Origin of the sequence: Mesorhizobium jarvisii (assembly GCF_003601985.1) — a bacterium.
GTDB classification, from domain to species: domain Bacteria; phylum Pseudomonadota; class Alphaproteobacteria; order Rhizobiales; family Rhizobiaceae; genus Mesorhizobium; species Mesorhizobium jarvisii.
This window is the reverse complement of the sequence record NZ_QZXA01000014.1, coordinates 1-16,810: the sequence shown is the minus strand read 5'-3', so window position 1 is coordinate 16,810 and position 16,810 is coordinate 1. Positions and strand designations below refer to the sequence as shown.

Here is a 16,810-nt window from a genome sequence, read left to right as displayed (position 1 = left end):
CTTGCCTCCACGTCGGCCATTTCGCGGAGGGCACCAACGACCTCTCGAACGGGCTGATCTGACCGAAGGACGGCTAAAGCCTCGACCGCCTATGCCGCAATGGCGCGGCGCGCGTTTCTTCCCCTGGGCGAAGCCCATTCCTCGCGGAACCAAGAAACGCGCGCCTGCGCCATCCTCCGCTTTGCTGCGGTCGCAAGCGATGCGGCGGCGGTCGCCTCCGGCCTCTCGATCGCCATCGAGGTCGCATGGTGCGGGCTCGGAAACGAAGAGACGGAGACTGAAAAATGGCTACCATCGGCACTTTCAAGAAGACCAATGCGAACGAGTTCACCGGCGAGATCGTCACCCTCAGCGTCCAGGCCAAGGGCGTGCGCATCGTCCCCGACACAAGGGCCAGCGGCGAGAACGCTCCAAGCCACCGCGTGGTGGTGGGCAAAGCCGAAATCGGCGCCGCCTGGTCCAAGCGCTCCACCGAGGGCCGCGACTATCTCGGGCTCAAGCTCGACGATGCGAGCTTCACCGCTCCGATCTACGCCAACCTCTTCGCCGACGAGGAAGGCGAGGGCCACAGCCTCATCTGGTCGCGCCCCAACCGCCGCAACGGCGAGTGAATCGCCAGACGCCTCGCCCGGTACCGGGCGAGGCGTTTCCTCTCGGTAACCGCGGAAGCTTTTCGCTCCCCCGGCCGCCATGACGGGCTTCCTGTCATCGGATGCATTGCTTGACGCGCGATGGCGCGAAGATGGTTGAGCGCCGCTGTCCCCAATTGCTGTGCGCGCCGCCGCCGCTCCTGAAGGCCTCTTGGCGGTGCGAAATAGCGCCCCGCAATTGCGCACCTGATCACGGCGCCCTTGCTCCTCCATCCTGGCCATCGATCGCCGTTCAATCGCGACGGCCGCAAGGAGACACCCCATGAATGCCGACGCCGCGCCATTGCCGCCGCGCTACCTGCGCACTTCGGAAGCAGCGCGTTTCCTCAGTCTTTCTGCGCGTACGCTGGAGAAACATCGCACCTACGGCACCGGGCCTGCCTATCGCAAACTCGGCGGCCGCGTCGTCTACGCCGTCGACGACTTGCAGGCCTGGGTGCAGCGTGGCGCGATGACATCGACATCCGATCCGCATGGCTCTGTGCTGCCCGCCAAGCCTCAAGCCGCACGCCTGATCGCCTATGCCGGACGCGAGCGGCGCTGAGCCCGCTGATCTCTCCTATGTCTGGACGCACACGCCAACCGTCGGAACGCGGACAGCTTGATCTGTTCCACGCGCTGCCCGGTGTCGTCGCGCCACGCGATGCGCAGGACCTCATGGCCTATCCCTTCTTCTCGCTTTCCAAATCCAGGCGCATCGCGCCGATCGACTTTCGCGCCGGCGATATCGCGATCCGTGTCGAAGCGATGCCCGACCACGGCATGGCGACGATCTGGGATGCCGATATCCTGATCTGGGCCGCGAGCCAGATCGTCAGCGCGCGGGACGCCGGATTGCGCACGTCGCGCCTGATGGCCGCGACGCCCTACGAAATGCTCACCTTCGTCGGCCGCGGCGTCTCGAAGCGAGACTATTTGCGCCTCAAGGCGGCGCTCGACCGCCTGCAGTCGACAAGCGTCGTCACCTCCATTCGCCAGCCCGCCGAAGGCCGGCGCCATCGCTTCTCGTGGATCAATGAATGGCAGGAGCGCTTCGATCGAGACGGCCGCCCGCTTGGCGTCGAGTTGATCCTGCCCGATTGGTTCTACCGCGCCGTCATGGACGATGCGCTCATCCTGACGATTGACCGAGCCTATTTCGGACTGACGGGCGGCCTGGATCGGTGGCTCTATCGGCTGGTGCGCAAGCATGGCGGACGCCAGCGCGCCGGTTGGCGTTTCGACATCCGGCACCTGCATCAGAAGTCCGGCAGCCTCTCGCCGCTCAAGCGCTTTGCCTTCGAGCTGCGTGACATCGTGCGCCGCCAACCCTTGCCGGGATATCTGCTCTTCACGGAGGTCGAAGCCAGCGGCCGTGTGCTGTTGGCTTTCGAACCGGCGCCCGCGTCGGTGGACAGGATCGTGCTATCGGGAACCCGAACTATCGTGCCAACGGGAACCGCATCCTCGTGCTTTCGGGAACCGCGATCGGCCTTAAGGAACGGGCCCGCAACGGAAAATCACGCCCTTAACTTAGAGTCTAACTCTCAATCTAACAGTCTTGCGGGCAAGCTGCGGACTGACGGTGGGCAGAAGAGGCGATGCGTTGGCCGGCGCGAGGGAGACGACACATGACGTCGTCTCCCCAATCGACGCCGCGCGGCAACCTCACGACGGTCGAGCTGATCTGGATCGAGAAGCGGGTCGAGCATCGCATCCGCTTCGGACGTCCATCCCATGAGACGATCATCGACAAGCAGCGGCGCGTCGTCGGATTTGCGCCAGGCAGTGTTTTTGCGTTCGTGCGCTGGGCGGCGAATGACTTTGGTACTGTCGTTTCGCGCATCGACATCGTGCGCGCCGTCTTGCCCGCTGAACCTTATCAGACGCTGCCTTACATCCGGCCAGGCGGCGAGCTCCTCCTCAAGGTCGCCGGCTGGGACAAGGTTGAGCGGGTTCTCCAACGGATCGATACGATCGAGGCGATCGGCCTCGATCCGGTCGAGGCCGCACCAGACTATTGGCGTCAGACCCACAACCGTCTGGTCGCCGGCGCAACGCCGCGTGCCTATTCGCTCGACCAGCACCGGGCCTTTCTGTTGCGCAAGCGAGCGACGTCATGAGCCGCGTCGCTTGCATGGTCGCAGCGCTTGCGGCCGTCGTCGCGGCGGTCGCTCCGGCTGTCATGAAAATGCCGCCGCTGCTGTTGTGGAATGCATCGGCCAGCGCGCCGCTTGGGCTCTATGCGATCAGGAAAATGGCCGTACCAACGGCTGGCGCGCTCGCTGTCATCGAACCGCCAGACAAGGTCGCCCGGTTCGCCGCCAGGCGTGGCTACCTTCCGCTCGGCGTGCCGATGCTGAAACACATCGAGGGTCTTCCTGGGAGCCAAGTCTGCCGCGCAGGCCGCGTCATCATGGTGAACGGACTTGCGGTGGGTGCAGCGCTGGAGCGCGACCGCAAGGGGCGCGCGCTGCCTGAATGGCAGGGTTGCCGCGTCATCGCCGCCGCCGAGATCTTCGTCATGAACCGGAAGGTCGATGACAGTCTCGACGGCCGCTATTTCGGGCCGTTTCCGACGAGCTCGATCGTCGGAGCCGCGCTGCCGCTTTGGACCGACGAGAGGGACGATGGCCACTACACCTGGCTCGCTCCGGCGAACTGAAATTCAACCCAGCCAACAAGAGGAAGGAGACAATCCATGGCCGAGATCGGCGTCTTCCACAAAACAGAATCGGGTTATGCCGGACGCATTCGAACGCTGCTCGTCGACGCCGAGCTGGTGCTCGTGCCGACCAAAATATCTGACGGTAAAGCGCCGGATTTTCGCATCCACATCGGCGACGGCAGCGGCCCCGAGGTCGGCGCAGCCTGGAAGGAAACCGGACAGACGGCCGGCGACTATCTGTCGTGCCGATTGGAGGATCCGCTGTTTGGCCGGCGCTTTCGCGCCGGTCTGTTCCAATCCGACGACGGCTCCTGGTCGCTGCGCTGGATCCGGCCGAAAGCGCGGCCGGAGCCTGCTCGATGAGTGGGCCATCGGCGCCGAAACGTGCGGACGGAAGCCGACCCGTCAGTCGGTTGCCTGGTCGGCGTGAAGCACTCTGCCTTATCGCTGGCATGCTGATGGTCTGTCACGCAATGACGGGGGCGCTGGCACAGTCCGCGCCGGCCCCGCGCAAATCCGCGGAGGATCCTTATGCAGCACCTATCGCCGAGGCGTCGCATCGCTTCCGCGTTCCCGAGCGCTGGATACGGGCAATCATGCGCCTCGAAAGCGCTCGCGATCGGCGCGCCGTGTCGCGAAAGGGGGCCGTGGGCCTGATGCAGATCATGCCCGCAACCTTTGCCGAGCTGCGCCTTCGCCACCAGCTCGGCCGAGATCCCTATGATCCGCGCGACAACATCCTTGCAGGCGCCGCTTATCTTCGCGAGCTCTATGATCGATACGGTTCACCGGGCTTTCTGGCCGCCTACAATGCCGGGCCAGGGCGTTACGAAGCCTCCTTGAAGGGGCGTCCGCTGCCGGCCGAGACCCGGGCCTATGTTGCGACGCTCCGCCCTTTCTGGGGCGGCGGTGATGCAGCCGGCGCGCTCACCGTCGATTGTGCCAAGGCCGTCACCTGGAAGGCCGCGCCGCTGTTCATAGTGCCGTCCGGGTCCCTTGCCGCTTCCGGTCTTCCGTCCGGCGAAGACGCCTCCGTCGAGCTTTCGTCTTCACCATTGGCGCGCAAACTTTTCGCGGCCGGCTCGCATCCGCGCCAGCTGTTCACCTGGTCCGACGTCCGGACATCGCAGCGATGACGAAGTCTCCGTCAGATCGCCCCCTGGCGTCTCGTTTGACGTCGCAGCCAATGAGGCGCGCAGAGCACAGGGCAACAACCGAGGGATGGCAGGATAAAAGCGCGCACATTGCGCGGCGGTCGGGTGGTTGTTCTTGCTTGATTTTCTGGCGCGTTCCGCACATTGCCGGCCACCGGCGCAATGTGTATCAAGCAGCCAAGGTATTGTATTTGTTTTTCTTTTTCCACATTGCGGTGCCGCGCCATGGCCGATGAGCGCGAGTTTCGCCTTCGACCCGGGCGCATCCGCTCCACGCGCGCCCAGCAGGCCCGACCCTTCATCGCACAGGTGTTGGCCGCGGCGAAAAAGGCCGGCTGCGGTATTTCGCGCTCGGGCCGGATTGTACAGCCAAGCCGCTCCCGCTTTGGTCACGGTCAGCGCGCCAGCATCCAGGCCAACCGCCTCATCACCTCGCGGTCGCGCGGCGCCGTCGTCAAGGCGCGAGTCGTCCGTCATTCCGCGCGCGCCGCTCCACTTGGCACCCACCTCAACTATCTGCGCCGCGAGGGTGTCAGCCGGGACGGGGAGAAGGGGCATCTGTTCGGTCCGGGGACGGAGAATGCCGACGCCGCTTCCTTCGCCGCGCGCGCCAAGGACGATCGTCACCATTTCCGCTTCATCGTGTCGCCGGACGACGCTCTCGAGATGGCGGACCTCAACGCCTTCACCCGCGATCTGGTGGGGCAGATGGAGAAGGACCTCGACACGCGGCTCGACTGGTTGGCGGTCGATCACTGGAACACCGAGCATCCCCACATTCACCTGATCGTGCGTGGCGTCCGCGACGATGGACAGGATCTGGTCATCGCGCGTGACTACATCAAGGAAGGCATGCGCGACCGGGCTCGCGATCTGGTCACCCAGGAACTGGGTCCGCGCACCGATCTCGATATCCGCCACAGGCTCGAAAGCCAGATCCAGTCCGAGCGGTGGACGCAACTCGATCGGCAGTTGCTTCGCGACAGCCGTGACAGCGGGATCATCGATCTCGCGCCATCTCGCCAAAGGCAACCGGACGAGTATCACGCGCTGAAGATCGGCCGCCTGCGCAAGCTCGAGACCCTTGGTCTTGCCCAACAGGCCGGGCCTGGCCAATGGGCAATTGACGAACGGGCCGAAGCAGCACTGCGCGAGCTAGGCGAACGCGGCGACATCATCAAGCGCATCCATCGCGCGATGAGTGCGGCTGGCATCGAGCGTGGCTCAGCCAATTATGTCCTGGCCGCGGAAAGCCTGGAGACGCCGGTTATCGGCCGGCTGGTCGATCGTGGGCTCGATGACGAACTGATCGGCACGGCCTATGCCGTTGTCGACGGCATCGACGGACGCACCCATCACATCAAGCTTTCCGATCTGGAGGCGGCTGGCGACGGCGCACCGGGATCGATTGTCGAGCTGCGCAAATTCGATGATGCGCGCGGTCAAGGCCGGGCCGCACTCGCCGTGCGCTCCGACCTTGGCGTGGATCAGCAGATTACGGCATCGGGTGCGACCTGGCTCGACCGTCAGGCAATCGCGCGCGAACCGGCCGCCCTGGCCGAGGCCGGCTTCGGCGCCGAGGTTCGCGACGCCCTCGACCGGCGCGCCGAACATCTTGTCAAACAGGGGCTCGCGGAGCGGCAAGGCAGACGCATCATCTTCACCCGAAGCTTGCTCGATACACTGCGGCGGGCGGAACTGGGGATACTTGGCGACAGGCTGGCGGCCGACACTGGCAAGCCCTTCCAGCGCGCCGCCAGTGGAGACTTTGTTGCCGGCGCCTATCGCCAGCGCTTGTCACTCGCCTCCGGCCGTTTCGCCATGATCGACGACGGGCTGGGCTTCCAGCTCGTCCCCTGGACGCCCTCACTCGAAAAGCATCTCGGCCAGCACGTCTCCGGTGTCGCGCGCGGCGATGGCGGCATCGACTGGAGTTTTGGCCGCAAGAGGGGGCTCGGCCTTTGACAACGGAAGAAAGGACCACGCCATGTCCGCCACCAAAATCCTCTGGGGTCAGATCCTCACGGTTTTCCTCATCGTCCTATTGACGACCTGGGCGGCAACGCAATGGACCGCATGGCAACTCGGTTTTCAGACAGGGCTCGGTCCACCCTGGTTCGAGATCGCTGGGTTGCCCGTTTACTATCCGCCCGCTCTGTTCTGGTGGTGGTATTTCTACGATGCCTACGCCCCGTCTATCTTCGTGAAAGGCGGCTTGATCGCCGTGTCCGGTGGCTTCCTTTCGATCATTGTTGCCATCGGCATGTCGGTGTGGCGCGCGCGCGAAGCCAAGACTGTTCAGACCTACGGGTCGGCGCGCTGGGCCGAAAAGCGAGAGGTGGAGGCAGCGGGCCTGATCGACAACGATGGTGTCGTGCTCGGGCGCTACAACAGCCATTATCTGCGCCACGATGGGCCCGAGCACGTGTTGTGCTTCGCCCCGACCCGGTCCGGCAAGGGCGTCGGCTTGGTGGTGCCTTCGCTTCTGACCTGGCCGGGCTCGGCGATCGTCCACGACATTAAGGGCGAGAACTGGCAGCTCACCGCAGGCTTTCGCGCTCTGCACGGTCGCGTGCTGCTTTTCGATCCGACCAATTCGCGATCGTCAGCCTACAATCCGCTTCTGGAAGTCCGCCGCGGCGAATGGGAGGTCCGCGACGTCCAGAACATCGCCGACATTCTTGTCGATCCGGAAGGGAGCCTGGAAAAGCGCAACCATTGGGAGAAGACCAGTCACGCGCTGCTGGTCGGCGCGATCCTCCACGTTCTCTACGCCGAGCAGGACAAGACGCTCGCCGGCGTCGCCGCCTTTCTTTCCGATCCGAAGCGCCCGATAGAATCGACGCTTGCCGCGATGATGAAGACCGCGCATCTCGGTGACGCCGGCCCGCATCCGGTCATCGCCAGTGCGGCGCGCGAGCTGCTCAACAAATCCGACAATGAACGCTCGGGCGTGCTGTCCACCGCGATGTCCTTCCTCGGTCTCTACCGCGATCCGGTTGTCGCCGGCGTGACACGGCGCTGCGACTGGCGAATTCGCGACATCGTCGGGGGGAGGCAACCATCAACGCTCTATCTCGTCGTGCCGCCCTCGGACATCAACCGGACCAAACCGCTTATCCGCCTCATCCTCAATCAGATAGGTCGCCGCCTCACTGAGGACCTGCCTACCAAGACAACCCGCCACCGGTTGCTTCTGATGTTGGACGAGTTCCCGGCACTGGGCCGCCTCGATTTCTTCGAGAGCGCGTTGGCCTTCATGGCGGGCTATGGCCTGAAAAGCTTTCTCATCGCGCAGTCGCTCAACCAGATCGAGAAGGCCTACGGTCCCAACAACTCGGTCCTCGACAATTGTCATGTCCGCGTCAGCTTCGCCACAAACGACGAGAGAACTGCCAAGCGGGTCTCGGACGCACTCGGCACGGCGACCGAAATGCGGGCGATGAAGAACTATGCCGGTCACCGGCTTTCGCCGTGGCTCGGGCATCTCATGGTGTCGCGGCAAGAGACGGCGCGGCAGTTGCTCACTCCTGGCGAGATCATGCAGCTTCCGCCGACCGACGAGATCGTCATGGTGGCGGGCGCGCCGCCGATCAGGGCCAAGAAGGCCCGGTATTACGAGGACCCCAGTTTCAAGGAGCGCGTGTTGCCGCCACCCGAACTGGCGCGGTCGCAAGAGGCCGTACCTGATGATTGGAGCCAGTTGCCGGTCCTGGCTCACTTGGAGGTCACGCAGGCTTCCGGAACGCTGCAGCAGGACGACGGAGATCCGACGGGATCGGAGCGCCGCCTGCAGGCCGAACTCAATCGGGCGCAGGCGGTCGAGAAAGCGGCGCCGATCGAAAACGAATTCGATATGGAACCGGACGACGATGCCGACGACGATGATGCGGTGCGCAACCGGCGCCTGGCGCGCCTCATGCAGGGCGTTGCGCGGCAGGTTTCCCTAGACCCCGATGACGGCATGGAGTTGTAGGCGCCATGACGGCTCGCAAAAAGAAGGCGCAGATTTCCGTCTATCTCGATCAGAGCATCATGACGATGCTCGGCGATTATGCGGCACGGCGCGGTCAACCCCAATCCATGATTGCGGAAGCAGCACTGGCTTCCTTCCTGTCGCCGGATGCGGACGCACGCCGCGAGGCCGCTATCGCCAAACGCCTCGACCAGGTCGATCGCCGCCTGGCCAGGCAGGAGCGCGATATCGGCATTGCGGTCGAGACACTGGCGGTGTTCGTCCGCTTCTGGCTCGCGACAACGCCGGCGTTGCCCGAGCCCGCCGCCCAGGCCGCACGCGCCAAGGCGGCCGAACGTTACGAAGCCTTCGTGACGGCCTTGGGCAGGCGCCTGGCGAAGGGGCCGAAACTGCGGCAGGAGATTTCCGAAGATATCAATCCGATGGATAGCAGCGGAAACCCACCCTGACGGATTGCAGGCCAATCATCGGCTGGCTTGGAGCATGATGGCCATGTTCATCATGATGATGGGTATACTCGACGCCCCTGGCGGTCACGCGACGACAAAGTTGGCGTACCGATGACGACCGATGATGATCAGCCGCGGCAACAGGATGAGCGAGCAAGTCCCGGCAGCCGGTTCGTCGCACCTTGATCAATCGATGGCATCAGCCTTGTCGTCGGCGAGGAGGGCCGCCCGCTTGCCGATAGCCGACTTGACCGCGTCGACAAGCTGTTCAGGAAAGCCGCGGGGCAGCGAGACGATCACCTCGTCGGCCTGCTTCTCCACGTTTTCAGCAATGTCATCGAAAATTCTGCGCATGACAGGGGTACCCACACCGGCAATGTCAGCGGTCTGCAGGAAGTGGCGTGGCATGATGTCAGGTACCGAATAGTGTCTGTTCCTGCCGACCGACATTGCCAATTTGAATCTTTTGCGCGGAATCTGTCCGGTATCAAGGCTGGGCTGCGCGGTCAGCACGTCGTAAAGGGGCGTCATGCGGAATCGTCCCCCAGGGCTGAGAAAAATACTGAAATTCTTGGCGTGGCCATCGGTCGCGCCAATCAGCCAGAACAAGATGCAGGTGCGCAAGAAGGTGGCGATGTCTTCATCAGGTGTATCGCTGCCCTTCAGGAGCTCGATAATCTCCCGCATCCCGGGACCGCCATCGGACTGGTACTTGCGCGTCGGCGGCACCGACAGCGCCTGACAGATATCTTCCTGCGGCAGGCGCAGGAGGCGGCCGTCGCGGGCCCACAGCCGGTCGAAGCGTTCTACGATCAGCGTACGGCGCACGCCGAAGTCAGCGATCTGCGCCTGGGCGGCGGGAACGCCGAACGCTTGCAGCAGCTTAAGGCACAGATACTCGTTCTCGACGCTGTTGGAGAGATCGATGCCGTTTGGCAGCCGGCCGATCTGCGGCTTCAGGATATGGGTGGTCGCTGCCGTGCCGATCGGTTTGAACCAGCTTCCATCCTTGCGCAGCAGTGCTGTCTTTTCCTGCGCGCCGGCAATCGAGATGCGAAAGTCCGCATCCTCGCCGAGGCCTAGCGGAGCGGCAGCAAGGTTCTCGATGATCCCGGCGACGTCCTCGTTGCTGACCGGCTTGCCTTCGACACTGCCTGGAGGGCCTGGATCCATGCCATCGGGCAGGAATTGCAACGCACCGACGCAGTCATGGCCGAGCGCAGCCAGCATGCTGTAGGGGTCGGTGCCGTCGGCGCCTACCCGTTCGGCAACACGCCTGCGTATGGCGTCATTGTCGGGAAGCAGGTTGTCGAAGACGTTGGTCACCGGCGTGCCGATATAGCGGTCTTCCCGCAAAGGAAGCGAGAGTGAGATCGGGAAGGTGCCGCGCCAGTCCAGCCATTCGCGGGCGTATTGGAAGTCGATGGCGCCCGTCGATTCCCTGCGCAGGATGCCGACCAGGCGCCCGTTCAGGAAGACATTCAGGGGGATGTGAACCCGGCGACGTGCCATCAGAACAGATCCTCGATATCAGCAGAGCTGCCTTTGCTGCGCGCGCGCACGACGAGTTCAAGGTCGAGGGCGGAGAGGGCGGCCATCAAGGTGCGGAGTTGCATCGCGGGCTCGCCGGCCTCGAGGCGGGAGACCGTACCCTGGCGCAAGTGGATCTGGTTGCCGAGCGAGCCCTGTGTGAGCCCGGCGTTCTTGCGGGCGCGGCGCAGAATGGCCCCGAGTTGTTTTTCGTTGCGAGCGATCTGGTCTGTCATGATGGGTCTCCACGCCCGCAATATGCGCGATCGCGTATTGATCGTCAATATACGGAGTTGCGTATAAAGGGGAGTATACGCGGTCGCGTATATGGTGAAGATATACGCGACCGCGTATGATGACAACTTGTCAGCTGGCAACACGAGCGTCTGCCCGAGCGGCTACGCCTCGACTTACTTTCCCGAGCTCGGGTGTGGGGAATGGGAGGTCCGCGACGTACAAACATCGCCGACATCCTGGTCGATCCCGAAGGGTAGCTCGAAAGGCGCAACCATTGGGAAAACACGAGCCACGCGCTGCTGGTCGGTGCGATCCTGCGCGTGCTCGATGCCGGACCGGACAAGACCCTGGCGGCGTCGCGGCATTCCTGTCCGATCCGAAGCGCCCGATCGAATTGACCAAGGCGGCCATGATGACGACGCCGCATCTGGGAGAGGGCGGTCCGCACCCGGTCATCGCCAGCGCGGGCCGCCCGCGCTAGCGCAGCGCCGCCCGCGCTGTTGATGCCAGCTGGGTTCTGTTGCTGATGGCGTTCAGTTGGCGGCTCCGCACAATTGCGACGTTGTCAATCCTGGCGGCACGTTCTCCGTCGGGCCAAATCCGTACTTCGCCATAATGGTGGCGATCATGCCATTCGACATGACCTTCGCCAGACCCTGATTGTAGAGGTCGCGCAGATCGCCATCGTCCTTCCTGAACGCGATCGCGATGTAGCTGATCGACTTCTCGTCCGTCGTAAACGGGCTGGCGCGCTCCAGATCGGGGCTCTTATTGCCGGCAAGCAGCCCGATCACCGTCGGGGAGGAGAACAGAGCCGCGTCGATGCGGCCGGCGCGCAGTGCCGCGATGTTGGTCTCGATGTCGGGGAACTGCAGGATGCGGTCTTCCGGCACGCCCTCGGTGATGGCGTTCTTGATGACATTGCTGCCGCGGCCGCCACCCATGATCGCGTCGGATTTCTTGGCAAGATCGGCATAGCTATGGATCGCCTTGGGGTTGCCGGCGAGCACGATCGCCGCGTCGTCCGACCTCAGGTCGGGAGCGCCGAAGGCCACCTGCTGGCATCGCTCCGGCGTTATCGACAGTCCGGATGCAACGGCATCGAAACGCCCGGCCATCAGGCCCGGGATCAAGGCGCCGAACTCGGTGACCTCGAAGTCGACCTGCTTGACGCCGAGATCGGCAAAGGCAGCCCTGAGAAGATCCGGATGCCAGCCGAGCAGTTCGCCGGTTCCCTCCTTCTTGTAGCCCCATGGCGAGCGGTTGTGGACGCCGATGACGATGCGCCCTTCCTTCAAGACGCGTTCTTTCGTGGTCTCTGCCGTTGCCGGCAGCACAGATCCAACAAGCGCGGCATAGGCGATGCAGGCCAGGCCAATCGCAGCCGATCGGGCTCGAAATTTCATCGGGGGTCCTCCCATGAGTTTGAGTTGCGCGAAGGCGTCCCGCCTCAGCCGCTCAACGCTACGGTTGGATGTACATCCTCGTCAATATATATGTACAAATTATGTACAGATAGGTGTAACATTACGATAAGTAGTTCTTGACGGCGCGGTGAATTCCGGTCCCGGTCGCTCGATCATGTGGCTTCAGCAGGCGTTGCGGCCTGCCTATACCGGCCGCATTGACGGCGTCCTCGGCATGGGCACGCTTGCGGCGCTGAAGGCGGACAAGAACAACGACGCGCTGATCGACCGCATTTGTAGCGCCCGCATGGCCTTCCTGAAGCACCTCAGCACGTTCGGAACCTTCGGCCGGGGCTGGACGGCTCGCGTTGCTGAAGTCCGAGCAATCGGCCAGGCATGGGCAACCGGTCAGGTGCCACAGGCGGCTAACTTCGTCGACGGCGGCCAAGCGAAAGCCTTTGTCGATGATGCCAACGCCGCACCGTCGACCGCGCCGGCGGACTTGGCAACTGGCGCCGGCACCGGTGGCCTCGGTCTGTCTGGTTACCTCTATGATCTGCAGAACCAGCTGTCGCCGCTGTCCTACACCAGCGAGTGGATCGGCAAGGTGGTCGTGGTCGTGGCACTCGCAAGCGCGGTGCTGGCGATCGGCGGGCTCGGCTATCGCTGGTACGCCAATCGCAAGGCCAAGCGTCTCGCCGCGGCGCTTGGAACGGCGCCGGCGTGACCTGGCTCATCACCTTTGTCGCCGGCGTCGTCGGCGTGCCCCGGCCAGTCGCTGTCATCATCGCGTGGACGGCGATTGCGGTTGCCATCTCGGGCGCCGTGTTCGCCGGCTACGAGTTCATCAAGGACAAAGGCGCTGATGAGGTTCGCGCCAAAATCGAGAAGGGAAATCAGGATGCGATACGCAAGGGCATCGACGCTCGCATGTCTCTTGATGAGTGCATTGACGCTGGCGGCGTGTACGACTTCGGACGTCAGCGGTGTACCGCCGCTACGCTCGGCCCTCGGTAGCAGCCTTCCCGGTGCACAAGGCAAGACGGTTGCCGATCAGAACAAGATCGACCGCACCGTAGCGCCAGGCTGCGCGGTGAAGCTCTACACCCGCGCAGAATGCGATCTGCACACCAAGGCCAGCGCCGCGCGCCGCGCCGAACTTAAATCATAGCAGGGCAGGGAATGATCCCGACGTCGGGAACGAAGAGCCTTGAGATGATGATCGGCGGGCTGCTGCAAGCCACGCAGGATATGCAGCGGGACATCACCGAAATCCGGCGCGACATTAAGGACAGCGATGCGCGAGCCGCGCTGAGCTACGAGCAATCGGAACAGCGCGCCGCCTCCAGTCGTGCGAAAATGTATCAGAAGACCGACGAACTGGTTGAGCGTGTGACCGCTACCGAAAGTGCTGTCAGTAAACTCAACGCCGACATGACCAGCGTCAAGGACGTCACCGCTGAAGTGACACGCTGGAAGCTCATGGGGCTTGGCGCGCTCGGCGTCACGGGCATGGCAGCGGCGGCGCTGGCATCCTTGATCACGGCGTATTGGTCAAATATCTGGCGTGTGCTGCGGGGCGGGTGATGTTCCTTGCCATCCACTAAACAACTTCACCAGGCCTCTCGCTATGGCGGACCATTTTAGCCCGATTTTTGTCCCCAGCATTGGACGAGGAGTTTGTCGATCACCGTCGTGGCAGGATCGTTCAGATGGTGGACCAACGCCTCTTTGTGCTCATTCAATTCGGTCTCCGCCAACAATCCTTTGTCGAGTATCTTCTCTCGAACTGACTCAATGAGTGCAATAAGGTGGGTGCGGCGGTAATCTCCCACTGGAGGCGTTTCGACTGTTACCCTTGACCGGATATTTTGGACGTTGGCTGCACGCAGCAACCCAGGAAGTCGTCTACCAATAAAGCCATCGCCGCCGCCCGCGTGAAAGGCTGCATGAAACGCGTTTAGCAAGACATCCCAAGACGCGTGAGCTGGCTGACAAAGCCATGAGACATTGTCCACATCTTCGACGGCTATCGTTCCGCCTGGGCGAAGCAGCGACAGCATCTCAGATAACAACTGCTCACGGGCCGATACATTGATCATCACCAGGCGCTCGTGGGCGAAGTCGAATGCGGACTTCTCCAACCCAGTATTGAGAGCATCGGCATGGACAATCGTTACGTTGCTCAGCCCGCGCCTTGCGATCTCGCCGCGCGCCATTTCCACGAAGCGCTGCTCGCGTTCGAGACCAACGACCGATCCGTGGGGACCAACGCGTTGTGACAACAAATCGAGAATTCCGATAGGGCCGCAGCCAATGTCGACGGCTGTCCAGCCAGGCTGAATTGTGATCTGATCCAGGAGCCAATTGGCCGAGGCCTCATATTGTTTGGCTTGGGCAAGCAATCGATCCCGCTCAGTCTGTGTGCCGCCTAACGGATAACTTTGAGATTGGCCATCAACAGCCATTTAGCGCCCCTCAATTCCAAATAGACGTTTCCAGCGAAGCGTTGTTAATGCAAGTAGCCTTGGCTGACCCCACAAAGTTGTGATCGAAACAACCCGTCCGACGACAGTTTTTCTCAGCGCTGGTTGATCCCTTACCCGTTGCTCTACCTGACGGAGGGCAGGTCTTTTTTGCATATAAGCGGAACCTGATATTCGTCGGCTGGTTCTTGGCGTGCAGCAATCCCCTCCGCTGCGGCCAGGGGAATTCGCTCTTGGCCGGGCCCGCTTCTTCCCCCATTGAGGCGGGCCCACCTAACAACTCCGTGTTAAGTTGCCCGCTGCCGAAAGGTGGCGGGCTTTTTCGTATTGGGGTGGAACATCGGTCTTAATTGGTTGTTTGACTAGAGGCGGGAGCCTCTTCAGCGGCGGCCGCTGACCAAAGACCCAAATCTTGGTCGGCCCGCGCATCTCCAAGATGTCGCGGGCCACTACCCTGGGTGTGAGGCATCATGACCAACATCAGAGCGCGAGCAGCAACTGGGAGGCCTGTGCTTGGCATGCTGCTGGGCGGGTTGTTGCTAGCAGTGATCGGCTGGGGCATCGGTCGACCAGATGACCAGGAAGCCATGGCTCGCAGTTCTGCCGGCGCCGCTGTTGTGCACCAACTGTCTGGAACCAACTAGCGCCCCCAGCGCGATACTCAGCATTCTACCGACGCGCCTTGCGCCAGCCGGCACCGCGCGCCTCTGCCTCGCTGCAAAACCACCGCTCGCCATATTGGGGGCTGATCCGCGTTTCCGAGTAATGTTCTTGGCCGGGCACGTGGTAAATGCGCTGCCCGGTATTGATCGAGATATTTCCTTTGATGTTGCAGCCGCCGGCGAGCAGAGATGACGGATCGGGAACGTCTATGCTGCCAAGCCATTCGGCCGGAATGAGCTTCGCGACAGTCTCGAGGCTGCTCGGGCTTGCCGTGAGAACAGCCGCAAGAGGAACCATCACCAGTGCGAACAGGTATTGGGGTCGCCAAAACCCGCGTCTGCGCCGTTTCCTGGCGTTCTTGCGCCAACTGTCAGTCTGATCGGCACCTTCATGACGCTGGACTTTGCCCACGTTCGTCTGTCTCTCTCGGCCCCGTTAGTAGCCCGTCTCGTGTCCCGTACGACCGCCTGGCTTGGCCTCGGCAGCTCGGCCGCCGCAAAGCTTGCCCGCGCTGTCCGTTTGTGTTTGAAGGTCGCAAGGATGTTGTTCGCCTGAACCGACATTCACCACGATGCCGGCTTGCGGTGCAGGCCCCAACATCGTCCCCCGATATCGTTGAACGACGCCGGCGATCCGCTGCCCATCGCTCTCAATGTGCGTGTTTTGGCTGTTCGGATTGAACGGGTCGACCGTCTGGGCGAGGCTGTTGGCGCGGTTGGCGTCGCCGGCGGCGAGCGTCACGGAGTCGTAGTAGTTAAGGTAGTCCGCGCCGCACCCGGCGACCGTGAGCATGGCGCCTAGATAAAGCACCACTTCCAGACGGGCCACTCGAACCATCAGACCGGCGCCGGGTTGACGCCAGCGGCTCTAAGCCGCGCGCCGAGCTTCGCCCGGGTGCCACATGCGGCCTTATCGCCAGCGACGCATTTGTTGTTCGCGTCCGACCAGTCAAGCAGCGCCGTGTTGATCCAACTGCCCGGTGCGCGCTGAATCCCGTAGGGTGTCGGCGGCGTACCAGCTGCCACGGCTGACGCAGCCGCGGCGCCTTGTCCGTGCGGCGCGCGCTTCCATCCACTTAGGATGAGGCAGTTCTTCATATATTGATCTTCGGCGGCCAGGTTACCAAGTGCATTGCCAATTCCGGCCCCGGCAACGAAGCCGGGCGATCCGATAGCAATATAGCCTTGGTCAACCGACCCTTTTTGCATTTCGCACTGAGCATGGGCGACGTCGAAACTAGGCCCATAACCTATTTGCATGTAGTCGGCTTGATTGCTTGTTTGGCATCCGCACAGCGGCGCAATGGCAACTAGTGCCATCAACATATTTCTGTTCATATCCCCAGCCCTCCCAAGGCTTAAGATCAGCATCTCCTAAAGTTATTATTTGCGCAAGGGATGACCGTTGTTCTGGTAAATTTCAGCGGAATTGACCAGAAATCTATGTGCTTTGCAAAATCAAAGGACATACGGGGTTATTCGCGACGCGTTTGAAGGCCGTCGCGTCCTCCGCCGATAACGACGAGCATCGAGTAAGTGGCCGCTGAGGTGACACGGTGGAAGCTGATGGGGCTTGGCGCCCTCGGTGTCACCTGTATGGCGGCGGCGACTCT

At 62.6% G+C, this 16,810-nt stretch carries 21 protein-coding genes and 1 pseudogene; 15 read left to right on the top strand and 7 right to left on the bottom strand.

The genetic code is table 11. The annotated features are described in order from the left end of the window. Nucleotides 1-284: 284 nt before the first annotated feature. The 10 genes from D3242_RS28285 to D3242_RS28240 all read left to right on the top strand — a co-directional run bounded on the left by D3242_RS28285 (nt 285) and on the right by D3242_RS28240 (nt 8,876). The gene (locus tag D3242_RS28285) at nt 285-611 is read left to right on the top strand and encodes a DUF736 domain-containing protein (protein ID WP_064982458.1); all 327 of its coding nucleotides are present in this window, start codon (nt 285-287) and stop codon (nt 609-611) included. A gap of 301 nt (nt 612-912) precedes the next feature. Beyond that, nucleotides 913-1,194, top strand: a complete 282-nt coding sequence (locus D3242_RS28280; protein WP_019863632.1) for a helix-turn-helix transcriptional regulator — start codon at nt 913-915, stop codon at nt 1,192-1,194. A 17-nt stretch (nt 1,195-1,211) separates the two neighbouring features. Beyond that, on the top strand, nt 1,212-2,264 hold the full coding sequence (locus D3242_RS28275; protein ID WP_064982456.1) for a replication initiator protein A: 1,053 nt from the start codon (nt 1,212-1,214) through the stop codon (nt 2,262-2,264). Beyond that, complete coding sequence (locus D3242_RS28270) at nt 2,261-2,752, top strand: DUF2840 domain-containing protein (RefSeq protein WP_167470466.1); 492 nt, start codon at nt 2,261-2,263, stop codon at nt 2,750-2,752. Before D3242_RS28275 ends, D3242_RS28270 begins: the two co-directional genes overlap by 4 nt. After that, nucleotides 2,749-3,294: a S26 family signal peptidase gene (locus tag D3242_RS28265; protein ID WP_064982452.1), complete on the top strand. Its 546-nt coding sequence runs from the start codon at nt 2,749-2,751 to the stop codon at nt 3,292-3,294. The genes D3242_RS28270 and D3242_RS28265 overlap by 4 nt, the downstream gene beginning before the upstream one ends. A gap of 36 nt (nt 3,295-3,330) precedes the next feature. Then, nucleotides 3,331-3,660, top strand: coding sequence for a DUF736 domain-containing protein (locus D3242_RS28260; protein ID WP_064982450.1), 330 nt, complete (start codon nt 3,331-3,333; stop codon nt 3,658-3,660). Beyond that, complete coding sequence (locus D3242_RS28255) at nt 3,657-4,433, top strand: lytic transglycosylase domain-containing protein (protein WP_064982448.1); 777 nt, start codon at nt 3,657-3,659, stop codon at nt 4,431-4,433. Before D3242_RS28260 ends, D3242_RS28255 begins: the two co-directional genes overlap by 4 nt. A gap of 243 nt (nt 4,434-4,676) precedes the next feature. Continuing rightward, the gene (locus tag D3242_RS28250) at nt 4,677-6,416 is read left to right on the top strand and encodes a relaxase/mobilization nuclease domain-containing protein (RefSeq protein WP_064982446.1); all 1,740 of its coding nucleotides are present in this window, start codon (nt 4,677-4,679) and stop codon (nt 6,414-6,416) included. Nucleotides 6,417-6,438: 22 nt separating this feature from the next. Next, nucleotides 6,439-8,427 carry a conjugal transfer protein TraG gene (locus tag D3242_RS28245; RefSeq protein WP_064982444.1) on the top strand — a complete coding sequence of 663 codons (1,989 nt, stop codon included), beginning with the start codon at nt 6,439-6,441 and terminating at the stop codon, nt 8,425-8,427. Between the two features lie 5 nt (nt 8,428-8,432). Continuing rightward, entirely contained in the window at nt 8,433-8,876 is a 444-nt protein-coding gene (locus D3242_RS28240) for a CopG family transcriptional regulator (RefSeq protein WP_064982442.1), read from the top strand. Nucleotides 8,877-9,062: 186 nt separating this feature from the next. On the opposite strand, the gene D3242_RS28235 is transcribed toward D3242_RS28240, so the two are convergent. Beyond that, entirely contained in the window at nt 9,063-10,388 is a 1,326-nt protein-coding gene (locus D3242_RS28235; RefSeq protein WP_064982440.1) for a type II toxin-antitoxin system HipA family toxin, read from the bottom strand. Next, nucleotides 10,388-10,642: a helix-turn-helix domain-containing protein gene (locus tag D3242_RS28230; protein WP_064982438.1), complete on the bottom strand. Its 255-nt coding sequence runs from the start codon at nt 10,640-10,642 to the stop codon at nt 10,388-10,390. Before D3242_RS28230 ends, D3242_RS28235 begins: the two co-directional genes overlap by 1 nt. 166 nt (nt 10,643-10,808) lie before the next feature. Between D3242_RS28230 and D3242_RS34080 the strand changes: the two are divergent. Next, nucleotides 10,809-11,115 (top strand): annotated as a pseudogene (locus D3242_RS34080) (conjugal transfer protein TraG); the annotation flags it as partial. 61 nt (nt 11,116-11,176) lie between these two features. Here the strand turns inward: D3242_RS34080 and ehuB are convergent. Continuing rightward, entirely contained in the window at nt 11,177-12,049 is an 873-nt protein-coding gene (gene ehuB, locus D3242_RS28220) for an ectoine/hydroxyectoine ABC transporter substrate-binding protein EhuB (RefSeq protein ID WP_064982437.1), read from the bottom strand. Between the two features lie 175 nt (nt 12,050-12,224). Here ehuB and D3242_RS28215 point away from each other — a divergent pair, with 175 nt between their 5' ends. From D3242_RS28215 to D3242_RS28205, 3 genes are all read left to right on the top strand, one after another. Beyond that, nucleotides 12,225-12,776 carry a putative peptidoglycan-binding domain-containing protein gene (locus D3242_RS28215; protein ID WP_019863647.1) on the top strand — a complete coding sequence of 184 codons (552 nt, stop codon included), beginning with the start codon at nt 12,225-12,227 and terminating at the stop codon, nt 12,774-12,776. Beyond that, the gene (locus D3242_RS28210) at nt 12,773-13,066 is read left to right on the top strand and encodes a hypothetical protein (protein ID WP_064982435.1); all 294 of its coding nucleotides are present in this window, start codon (nt 12,773-12,775) and stop codon (nt 13,064-13,066) included. Before D3242_RS28215 ends, D3242_RS28210 begins: the two co-directional genes overlap by 4 nt. Nucleotides 13,067-13,231: 165 nt before the next feature. Then, entirely contained in the window at nt 13,232-13,636 is a 405-nt protein-coding gene (locus D3242_RS28205; RefSeq protein ID WP_064982433.1) for a DUF1515 family protein, read from the top strand. A 56-nt stretch (nt 13,637-13,692) separates the two neighbouring features. Here the strand turns inward: D3242_RS28205 and D3242_RS28200 are convergent, their stop codons facing one another. The 4 genes from D3242_RS28200 to D3242_RS28185 all read right to left on the bottom strand — a co-directional run bounded on the left by D3242_RS28200 (nt 13,693) and on the right by D3242_RS28185 (nt 16,535). Beyond that, on the bottom strand, nt 13,693-14,517 hold the full coding sequence (locus D3242_RS28200) for a methyltransferase domain-containing protein (RefSeq protein ID WP_019863649.1): 825 nt from the start codon (nt 14,515-14,517) through the stop codon (nt 13,693-13,695). Between the two features lie 687 nt (nt 14,518-15,204). Beyond that, entirely contained in the window at nt 15,205-15,609 is a 405-nt protein-coding gene (locus tag D3242_RS28195) for a sunset domain-containing protein (protein ID WP_064982431.1), read from the bottom strand. A gap of 24 nt (nt 15,610-15,633) precedes the next feature. Next, nucleotides 15,634-16,035, bottom strand: coding sequence for a hypothetical protein (locus D3242_RS28190; protein WP_064982429.1), 402 nt, complete (start codon nt 16,033-16,035; stop codon nt 15,634-15,636). Then, complete coding sequence (locus D3242_RS28185; protein WP_147377495.1) at nt 16,035-16,535, bottom strand: hypothetical protein; 501 nt, start codon at nt 16,533-16,535, stop codon at nt 16,035-16,037. Before D3242_RS28185 ends, D3242_RS28190 begins: the two co-directional genes overlap by 1 nt. A 198-nt stretch (nt 16,536-16,733) precedes the next feature. Here D3242_RS28185 and D3242_RS34515 point away from each other — a divergent pair. Then, a partial coding sequence (locus D3242_RS34515; protein ID WP_425374469.1) for a DUF1515 family protein occupies nt 16,734-16,810 on the top strand: 77 nt, incomplete at its 3' end.